This window comes from Streptomyces bambusae, assembly GCF_020532645.1.
GTDB classification, from domain to species: Bacteria; Actinomycetota; Actinomycetes; order Streptomycetales; family Streptomycetaceae; genus Streptomyces; species Streptomyces bambusae.
In genome coordinates this window covers 68260-78030 of record NZ_JAJAUZ010000038.1, presented here as the reverse complement: position 1 = coordinate 78030, position 9771 = coordinate 68260, and the positions used below count along the sequence as shown (strand labels likewise).

Annotated in this window: 6 protein-coding genes and 1 pseudogene; 2 read left to right on the top strand and 5 right to left on the bottom strand. The window is 71.3% G+C overall.

The window, feature by feature from the left end; all coding sequences use genetic code 11:
• Positions 1-318 precede the first annotated feature (318 nt).
• From LG634_RS24495 to LG634_RS24480, 4 genes and pseudogenes are all read right to left on the bottom strand, one after another.
• On the bottom strand, positions 319-1152 hold the full coding sequence (locus tag LG634_RS24495) for an S-methyl-5'-thioadenosine phosphorylase (RefSeq protein WP_226736304.1): 834 nt from the start codon (positions 1150-1152) through the stop codon (positions 319-321).
• 177 nt (positions 1153-1329) lie between these two features.
• Complete coding sequence (locus LG634_RS24490) at positions 1330-1614, bottom strand: FmdB family zinc ribbon protein (RefSeq protein ID WP_226736302.1); 285 nt, start codon at positions 1612-1614, stop codon at positions 1330-1332.
• 337 nt (positions 1615-1951) lie between these two features.
• A pseudogene (locus LG634_RS24485) lies at positions 1952-3193 on the bottom strand (MFS transporter); the annotation flags it as partial.
• A gap of 354 nt (positions 3194-3547) precedes the next feature.
• Positions 3548-5080 carry a potassium/proton antiporter gene (locus LG634_RS24480; protein WP_226736320.1) on the bottom strand — a complete coding sequence of 511 codons (1533 nt, stop codon included), beginning with the start codon at positions 5078-5080 and terminating at the stop codon, positions 3548-3550.
• Positions 5081-5297: 217 nt separating this feature from the next.
• Here LG634_RS24480 and LG634_RS24475 point away from each other — a divergent pair, with 217 nt between their 5' ends.
• Positions 5298-8186, top strand: coding sequence for a penicillin acylase family protein (locus LG634_RS24475; RefSeq protein ID WP_226736300.1), 2889 nt, complete (start codon positions 5298-5300; stop codon positions 8184-8186).
• Here the strand turns inward: LG634_RS24475 and LG634_RS24470 are convergent.
• Entirely contained in the window at positions 8176-8784 is a 609-nt protein-coding gene (locus LG634_RS24470; protein WP_226736298.1) for a 5-formyltetrahydrofolate cyclo-ligase, read from the bottom strand. The two genes, LG634_RS24475 and LG634_RS24470, sit on opposite strands and share 11 nt — an antisense overlap.
• A gap of 83 nt (positions 8785-8867) precedes the next feature.
• Between LG634_RS24470 and galU the strand changes: the two genes are divergently transcribed.
• Positions 8868-9770, top strand: coding sequence for a UTP--glucose-1-phosphate uridylyltransferase GalU (gene galU, locus LG634_RS24465; protein ID WP_226736296.1), 903 nt, complete (start codon positions 8868-8870; stop codon positions 9768-9770).
• Position 9771 lies beyond the last annotated feature (1 nt).

Sequence of the window (9771 nt, the reverse complement as noted above, 5' to 3'; positions counted from 1 at the left end):
GCAGCGGGGCGAACGCCGGCACCGGCCGGGGCGGCGGGCAAGCGGCGGGCGGCCCCGCGACGCGAGATGCGGCAGGGGGCGCGGGAGTGGAAGGGGCAGCGGGAAACGGAGTGCAGGAGAACATGGCGGACACCACCCGTCGTGAGGCCTTCGGAGCCCGGACCCGTCGCCCGGACACCCCTCACGATCCACCCCCGCACCCCCCGCCCGCCCACACCTGTGGACGGCTCCCGGGCCTGTGGAGAACTCGGTCGCACGTTCGAGTGAACCCGCCCGGCGCACCCACCGCACCGGCCCCGTCGGCCCTACGCTGGACCCCTACGGCAGTTCGATCCCCAGGTCCCACCCGTCGTGCGCATGCGTGCACAGGCAGGACCGCTCCTCGGTCCGCGGCAGCCCCGCCACCGCGTCGAAGAGCACCTCGCGCAGCCGTCCGACGTTCTCGCCGAACACCTTCAGCACCTCGGTGTGCGAGACCCCCTCACCGGTCTCCGCGCCCGCGTCCAGGTCCGTGACCAGCGCCATGGACGTGTAGCAGAGCCCCAGCTCGCGGGCGAGGACGGCCTCCGGGTGGCCGGTCATGCCGACCACCGACCACCCCATGGCCGCGTGGAACCGCGACTCGGCGCGCGTCGAGAACCGCGGCCCCTCGACGACCACCATCGTGCCGCCGTCCACGGGCTCCCAGCCGCGCCCGCGGGCCGCCGCCATGGCCGCCGACCGGCCGACCGGGCAGTACGGGTCGGCGAACGTGGTGTGGACGACGTTCGGCACCGTGCCGTCGGGGAGCGGCTCACCGTCGAAGAAGGTCTGCGTGCGGTTCTTCGTACGGTCGACCAGCTGGTCCGGTACGAGCAGGGTGCCCGGCCCGTACTCGGCCCGCAGGCCGCCGACCGCGCACGGCCCCAGTACCTGCCGGACGCCGACCGAGCGGAGCGCCCACAGGTTGGCGCGGTAGTTGATCTTGTGGGGCGGGACCTTGTGGCTGCGCCCGTGCCGGGGCAGGAAGGCGATCTGGCGGCCGGCCAGCTCACCGAGGAACAGGGAGTCGCTGGGAGCCCCGTACGGGGTGTCCACCTTCAGCTCGGAGACGTCCTCCAGAAAGGAGTAGAAGCCGGACCCGCCGATGACACCGATCTCTGCGTTGACCATGCAGTCCACCCTATGGCCCGCTCCCGGACATGCCGAAGGCCCCGCCTGCCGGTGAGGGCGGGCGGGGCCTTCGAACGCTACGGGCGGCCCTCGGGCCGCTCAGGCGGCAGCGCGGGCGGCTCCGGCGGCCCTCGGGCCGCTCAGGCGGCAAGCGCGGGCGGCTCCGGCGACGGGCGCTCAGGCAGCCGGGGTGCTGCTCGGCGCCGGGGCGGCCGGGGCCGGGGTCGAGGCGGCCGTCGACGTGGTCGAGGCCGGCTTCGAGGCGGGGGTGCTGCTGGACGACGCGCCACGGCTGTCGTTGCGGTAGAAGCCCGAGCCCTTGAAGACGATGCCGACCGCGGAGAACACCTTCTTCAGGCGTCCCTTGCAGCTCGGGCACTCGGTCAGGGCGTCATCGGTGAACTTCTGCACGGCCTCGAGGCCCTCGCCGCACTCGGTGCACTGGTACTGGTAGGTCGGCACGAATTTCCTCCTGGCACTCTGACTCAGTGAGTGCTAACGACGCTCCATGGTGACGTATTCCGCCGGATCAGTCCACCGTCACCGGCACGCGGTGACCGATGCCACGCTCGCCGGCGGCCTGCGGACCCTGGCCCGCAGCCCCCGAGGACGACCGGCTCGACCCGCGCTCGACCGGATCCCGGTCGACCCGCGTGACCCGCCCGGCCTGCGGCTTCCGCACCGCGGCCGACGGTGCCGCGGCCGACGGAGAAGTGCCCGACGGAGCCGCGGACGCAGCCGCGCCCGACGGACCCGAAGCCTCCGGAGCCTCGGCGGCCTCCTCGGCCCCCGAACCCCCGACGACCCGGCTCGGCGCCTTCGGGGCCAGCCGGGCCCGCAGCGCGACCACGGTGACCAGGGCCAGCGCGGTGGCCGCCAGCGGCACGAGGAAGCCCGCGTGCGCGCCGTGGGCGTCGGTCAGCCGGCCCGCGACGGTCACGGCGGCGGCCTGGCCGAACGCGACGGCGCCGGTCAGCCAGGTGAAGGCCTCGGTGCGGGAAGCGGCCGGGACCAGGCGCTCGACCATCGTGTAGCCGGTGATCAGCGCCGGGGCGATGCACAGGCCGACGACCAGACCGAGGGCGCCGAGCAGGACCGCGGAGTTCACGGCCCACAGCACGGACGCGGCGGCGGTCAGGCCGGCGTAGCCGAGGATCAGGCGGCGGCGCGGGCCGATCTTCCAGGCGATCGCGCCGCAGGCGATGCCCGCGATCATGTTGCCCGCGGCGAAGACGCCGTACAGCAGGCCGTTGGCGCCCGGGTTGCCGATCTCCTCGGAGAAGGCGGCCAGCGAGACCTGCATGCCGCCGAAGACGGCGCCGATGCCGAGGAAGGCCACGATCAGGACGCGGACGCCGGGAACGGACAGCGCGGACGTGTGCTGCTCGCCGGCCAGCGCGGTGCGGCCGACGGGCTTGGGCTGGGTACCGCGCTGCGCGGCGAACAGCAGGCCGCCCAGCAGGGTCAGGGTGGCCTCGGTGATCAGACCGGCGGCGGGGTGGACCTGGGTGCACAGGAAGGTCGCGAGGACCGGGCCGACCACGAAGGTGAACTCGTCCGTGACCGACTCGAAGGCCGCGGCCGTCGGCAGCAGGTGGGCGCGGTCGCCCTCCAGGCGGGCCGCCCAGCGGGCCCGCACCATCGGCCCGACCTGCGGAACGGAGGCACCGGCCGGGACGGCGGCCAGCGCCAGCGCCCACAGCGGGGCCCCGAGCAGGGCGAGCGCGGTCAGGGCGCCGACGGCGGCGGAGTGCGCGAGCACGACCGGTACGAGGACGGCGCTCTGGCCGAAGCGGTCGGCGAGCTTGCCCATCTGCGGGGCGAACAGCGCCATCGAGACGCCGGTGACGGCGGCGACCAGACCCGCGCTGCCGAAGGAGCCGGTGGTGTGCTGGACGAGCAGGACGATGCCGATCGTCAGCATCGCGAACGGCTGGCGGGCGGCGAAGCCCGGGAGGAGGAAGCTGAGGGCGCCCGGCGTGCGCAGCAGCTGCCCGTATCCGGCACGGGACTTTTCGGTGGTCGTGACCGCGGATGCCACGGCCTAGCCTTTCCGCTGCCTGGTAGTGCTCCCCGTCTGCGGACGGTGGCCGGCCTTGTGGGCCGGAACACCCGTACGGGAGCCCCGAGAGCTGTCCTCATGCGCAAGAACCGAGTGATACCTCGGCCCCCACTGCGAGGGGGTCCGGGCCGCCGAGCGGTAGCGCCAGCTCTGCGTCAGGCAGAGTTGGTCGATTGGTGTGCCTTCATGGTACAGGCAGATACCGAAGACGTGCCTGTGATTACAGCGACAGACGAGGTCTTCACCTGCGTTTAACGAGCCGTTCTCGACCAGGGCTCCACAGGAACTCCGGCGGAGGGATTTGCTCGCATTTCCGCCGTTATGCCCGCCCTCTCAAGAGCCCAACCATCCGGCGAGCTTTCCGCCCCGCGCGACTGCCCGCAGCCGGGCCTCGGCGGCGTCCCGGACCGGGTCCGTGGCCACCACCAGCAGGTCGTCCCCGCGCCGCAGCACGGTCGAGGGCATCGGCACGAAGCTCTTCTCGTCCCGGACGACGAGGGTGACGGACGCGCCCGGCGGCAGCCGCAGCTCGCTGACCTCCACGCCGTGCATGCGGGAGGCCGCCGGGATGGAGAAGGAGAGCAGGTGCCCGCGCAGCTTCTCCAGCGGCGCGGACTCGATGCCGAGGTCGGTGGCGGCCCGGTCGCCCTCGCCGAGCTCCAGGGTGCGCGCGAGCCACGGCAGGGTCGGGCCCTGCACCAGGGTGTAGACGACGACCAGCACGAAGACGATGTTGAAGACCCGGTCGCTGCCCTCGATCCCGGACACCATCGGGATCGTGGCCAGGATGATGGGCACCGCACCGCGCAGCCCGGCCCAGGACATCAGGGCCTGCTCGCGCCAGGGGATCCGGAACGGCAGCAGGCTGACGAAGACCTCCAGTGGCCGGGCGACCATCGTCAGCACCAGGCCGACCAGCACCGCCGGCCAGAAGTCGTTGACCAGCTCGTGCGGGGTGACCAGCAGGCCGAGCAGGACGAACATGCCGATCTGGGCGATCCAGCCGAGTCCGTCGGCGAACCCGCGGGTGGCCGGCCAGTGCGGCAGCTTCGCGTTCCCGAGCACCATCGCGGCCAGGTAGACGGCGAGGAAGCCGGAGCCGTGCGCCATCGCGCCGGCCGCGTACGCGACCACGGCGATGGCCATGACGGCGATCGGGTAGAGGCCGGACGCGGGCAGCGCCACGTGCCGCAGTCCGTACGCGCCCAGCCAGCCCACGGCGAGGCCGATGCCGGCGCCGATGGCCAGCTCCAGAGCGATCTTGCCGACGAGCACGTACCAGGAGTCCACCGGGCCGACGGTGCTGAACGCCACGACGAGGATCACGACGGGGGCGTCGTTGAAGCCGGACTCGGCTTCCAGGACGCCGGTGACCCGGGTGGGCAGCGGCACCTTGCGCAGGACGGAGAACACCGCGGCGGCGTCCGTCGAGGAGACGACCGCGCCGATCAGCAGGGCCTGCCGCCATTCCAGCCCGACCAGGTAGTGCGCTCCCGCCGCGGTCACACCCACGCTGACGGCGACACCGACCAGCGAGAGCACGATCGCGGCGGGCAGGGCCGGCCGGATCTCCTTCCACTTCGTCCCCAGACCGCCCTCGGCGAGGATCACGACCAGCGCCGCATAGCCGATGACCTGCGTGAGCTCGGCGTTGTCGAAGACGACGTTGCCTATGCCGTCCTGGCCTATCGCGACGCCGATGCCCAGGTAGACGAGCAGGCTGGGGAGGCCGCTGCGGGAGGAGATCCGGACCGCGGCCACGGCGATGAGCAGGACGAGCGAGCAGATCAGCAGGAGCTCGTTGAGCTGGTGGACAGTCAGCGGGACGCTCTTTCCCTCGAAGTGGTCTGGCGGGGCCGGAACGATTCCGCGGCGAGGGTCGGCAAAGACCCGCGGGGAGTGGGGGACCCGGCGGTCAGTACTTCGTTACCTTACCTAAGGTTTGACGATTTCTTGACTCCTTTGCCACATTGTGAAACGCCAGTTCGATGAAGTCGCTGACACCGCGTCCGAACGGGGTGGACGCTGCGCCTATGGTTGCTCCCAGCACTCCAGGACCACCCTGCCCCCTCGAAGGACAGCGATGCCCGCGAACGAAACCGCCCCTTCCGTCAAGAAGAAGGGACGACGTGCCCGTCTGATCGTCGTCCTCCTGGTGCTGGCGGTCGTCGCCGGCGTCGGCTACGGGGGCTACTGGAGCGTCGACACGGTCCGCGCGTCCTTCCCGCAGACCACGGGCACCCTCCAGCTGAAGAACCTCAGCGGCTCCGTCGAGGTCAAGCGGGACAGGAACGGCATCCCGCAGATCTACGCCGACAACGACCTCGACCTCTTCCGGGCCCAGGGCTTCGTCCAGGCGCAGGACCGCTTCTGGGAGATGGACGTACGCCGGCACATGACCTCCGGTCGCCTGTCGGAGATGTTCGGCAGCGGCCAGGTGGAGACCGACGCCTTCCTGCGCACCCTCGGCTGGCGCCGGGTGGCGCAGCAGGAGTACGACTCCAAGCTCTCCCCTGAGACGAAGAAGTACCTCCAGGCTTACGCCGACGGGGTCAATGCGTACCTCAAGGACAAGTCGGGCAAGGACCTGTCCGTCGAGCACGCGGCGCTCCAGCTGACCGGCGACTACAAGGTCGAGCCGTGGACCCCGGTGGACTCCGTGGCCTGGCTCAAGGCCATGGCCTGGGACCTGCGCGGCAACATGCAGGACGAGATCGACCGTTCGCTGATGACGAGCCGGCTCGGCCAGGAGCAGATCGACGAGCTGTACCCGCCGTACCCGTTCGACCGGAACCGGCCGATCGTGGAGGGCGGCTCCGTCGACTCCGCGAACGGCACGTACACCCCGCAGGGCCGCAGCTCGGCCTCCGGCTCATCGCAGAGCTCCTCGGGCGGCTTCGGCCGCAGCGCCTCCGGCTTCTCCTCGGCCTCGGCCGCCTCGACCCGGTCCGCGCTGACCGCCCCCGGCGGCGCTGCCGAAGGCCTGAAGACGCAGCTCACCGCCCTGGCGGCGAACCTCGACAAGGTCCCGGCGCTGCTCGGCCCGAACGGCAGCGGCATCGGATCGAACTCCTGGGTCGTCTCCGGCAAGTACACGACCACCGGCAAGCCGCTGCTGGCGAACGACCCGCACCTGTCCCCGCAGCTGCCCTCGGTCTGGTACCAGATGGGCCTGCACTGCCGCACCGTCTCCGCGCAGTGCCAGTACGACGTCTCCGGCTTCACCTTCTCCGGCATGCCGGGCGTGGTCATCGGCCACAACAAGGACATCGCCTGGGGCATGACCAACAACGGCGCCGACGTCACCGACCTCTACCTGGAGCAGGTGACCCCCGAGGGCTACCGGTACGACGGCAAGACCCTCCCCTTCACCTCGCGCGAAGAGGTCATCAAGGTCGCCGGCGGGGACGACAAGAAGATCACCGTCCGGATGACGAACAACGGTCCGCTGGTCTCCGACCGCAGCGACTCCCTCGCGTCCGTCGGCGCCCGGGCTCCCGTCTCCGGCTCCGCCCCCGACCGCGGGACCGGCTACGGCGTGGCCCTGCGCTGGACCGCGCTGGACCCGGGCAAGTCCATGGACGCCGTCTTCAAGCTGAACCGCGCCAAGGACTTCGACTCCTTCCGGGCCGCCGCCCGCGACTTCGAGGTCCCCTCGCAGAACCTGATCTACGCCGACGGCAAGGGTGCGCAGGGCAACATCGGCTACCAGATGCCCGGCCGGATCCCGGTCCGCGGCGCCGGCGACGGCCGCATGCCGGCCCCCGGCTGGGACTCGAAGTACGCGTGGAAGAGCGCGAAGGGCGCCGACAAGGACGCCGACGCGAACACCGGAACCGGCGCGGACGCGGACGACGCCAAGGACGACGGCGGCTGGATCCCGCAGGACGCCCTGCCCTGGGACCACAACCCCAAGCGCGGCTTCATCGTGACCGCCAACCAGGCGGCCGTGCAGACCGGCGCGGACAAGTACCCGTACCCGCTGACCTCGGACTGGGGCTACGGCGCCCGCAGCCAGCGGATCAACGACCTCATCGAGGCGAAGATCAAGGACAGCGGCAAGATCTCCACCGACGACATGCGCACCATGCAGATGGACAACAGCAGCGAGATCGCCGCGCTGCTGGCGCCGGAACTCGCGAAGCTGCCGATCAAGGACCCGGACGTGCGCGAGGCGCAGAAGCTGCTGGAGGGCTGGAACTTCACTCAGGAGCCCGACTCGGCGGCCGCCGCGTACTTCAACGCCGTCTGGCGCAACATCCTCAAGCTGGCCTTCGGCAACAAGCTGCCGAAGGAGCTGCGGGTCGAGGGCAACTGCGTGAGCGTCCGCCCGGCGGGCAGCAGCGGCCCGGCCGACGACCTGGCCGAGCGGGTCCTGGAGTGTGGCGAGCGGGACGCGGACTCGGCGCAGCCGGACGGCGGCGACCGCTGGTTCGAGGTGGTCCGCAAGCTGATGAAGGACGAGAAGTCGGCCTGGTGGCAGACCCCGGGCACCCGTCTCGACAAGGCGACCGCCACCCGCGACGAGCTGTTCGCCCGGGCCATGAAGGACGCCCGCTGGGAGCTGACGGCCAAGCTCGGCAAGGACGTCAACACCTGGAGCTGGGGCCGCTCGCACCAGCTGACCCTGAAGAACCAGACGATCGGCACGGAGGGCCCCGGCTTCATGCAGCGGCTCCTCAACCGCGGCCCGTGGAACCTGGGCGGCGGTGAGGCCACCGTCAACGCCACCGGCTGGAACGCGGCCTCCGGTTACGGCGTCACCTGGGTCCCGTCCATGCGGATGGTCGTGAACATGAACGACCTGGACAAGTCCCGCTGGATCAACCTGACCGGCGCCTCCGGCCACGCCTACCACGGCAACTACACGGACCAGACCGAGCTCTGGGCCAAGGGCGAACTGCTGGAGTGGCCGTTCGGGAAGGACGCCGTGGACAAGGCGACCGTGGACACGCTGACCCTCAAGCCGTAGGGAAGCGCACGGCCCCCGCGGGGGTCACGACGGCCTGCACGGGGTGGTCGTGCGGTTCCTCCGGGACCCGCGCGACCACCTCGTTCCCGTAGAGGAGCACCACCAGAGCCGGACGGGCGCCGGCCCGCTCCAGACGCGCGAGCACCCGGTCGTACGAGCCGCCGCCGCGGCCCAGCCGCATGCCGCGGCCGTCCACCGCCAGGCCCGGCAGCAGCACGGCGGCCGCGGCCGTCACGGCCTCCGGGCCGAGCCGCGGACCGGTCGGCTCCAGCAGCCGCATCTTCCCGGCGTGCGCGACCGGGGCGAGGCTCGCGGGCCCGTCGTACGCGGCCCAGTCCAGGTCGTTGTCGGGCAGCAGGACGGGCAGCAGGACCCGGGTGCCGCGGCTGTGCAGGGCGTCCAGCAGGGCGAGGGTGCCCGGCTCGGTGCCCACCGAGACGTACGCGGCCACGGTGTCCGCGGCGGCCAGTTCGGGCAGCTCCAGGGCCCGCCGGGCCAGTGCGCCGGCGGCGTCCGCGACGGCGCCGGCGGTCAAGGCGCGGCGCGCGGCGAGCAGTTCGCGCCTTAGGTCCGCTTTGGTGGATCGTTTCTCTGCCACGGTCGCCTCGCAAACCCTTCCAAACCAGTTGCTATTCACCGGAATCTAACCTTGTTCCCATACACAGCAGCTATCGTGCGCGCATGACGATGTCGCACCCAGTGATCACCAAGGCTGTCATCCCGGCAGCCGGACTCGGTACCCGGTTCCTGCCGGCGACCAAGGCCACCCCCAAGGAAATGCTGCCTGTCGTCGACAAGCCGGCGATCCAGTACGTCGTGGAGGAAGCCGTATCGGCGGGCCTGACCGATGTCCTGATGATCACAGGACGTAACAAGCGGCCGCTCGAAGACCACTTCGACCGCAATTACGAGCTGGAGTCCGCACTCGCCGCCAAGGGCGACGACGACCGCCTGAAGAAGGTCCAGGAATCCAGCGACCTGGCCACCATGCACTACGTCCGCCAGGGCGACCCGCGGGGCCTCGGGCATGCCGTGCTCTGCGCCGCGCCGCACGTGGGCCGCGAGCCGTTCGCCGTACTGCTCGGCGACGACCTGATCGACCCGCGCGACCCGCTGCTCTCCAAGATGGTGCGGATCCAGGCCGAGACCGGCGGCAGCGTCATCGCCCTCATGGAGGTCGATCCGTCCCAGGTCCACCTCTACGGCTGTGCGGCCGTCGCACCGGCCGACGAGGACGGCGTCGTACGAGTCACCGGACTCGTCGAGAAGCCGGAGCCGTCGGAAGCTCCCAGCAATTACGCGGTCATCGGACGGTATGTCCTGAACCCCGCGGTGTTCGACATACTGCGTGAGACCGAGCCGGGCCGCGGTGGGGAGATCCAGCTCACCGACGCCCTGCAGAAGCTTGCCGAGGACGAGACCGTCGGCGGCCCGGTGCACGGCGTGGTCTTCACGGGCCGCCGCTACGACACCGGCGACCGCGGCGACTACCTGCGGGCCATCGTCAGACTCGCGTGTGAGCGTGAGGACCTGGGGCCCGAGTTCCGGACCTGGCTTCGCAGTTACGTCACCGAGGAGATGTAGC

Coding starts and splice junctions, on each gene's coding strand:
- LG634_RS24495 (WP_226736304.1), bottom strand. CDS start 1,152: ATGGTCAACGCAGAGATCGGTGTCATCGGCGGGTCCGGCTTCTACTCC.
- LG634_RS24475 (WP_226736300.1), top strand. CDS start 5,298: ATGCCCGCGAACGAAACCGCCCCTTCCGTCAAGAAGAAGGGACGACGT.
- galU (WP_226736296.1), top strand. CDS start 8,868: ATGACGATGTCGCACCCAGTGATCACCAAGGCTGTCATCCCGGCAGCC.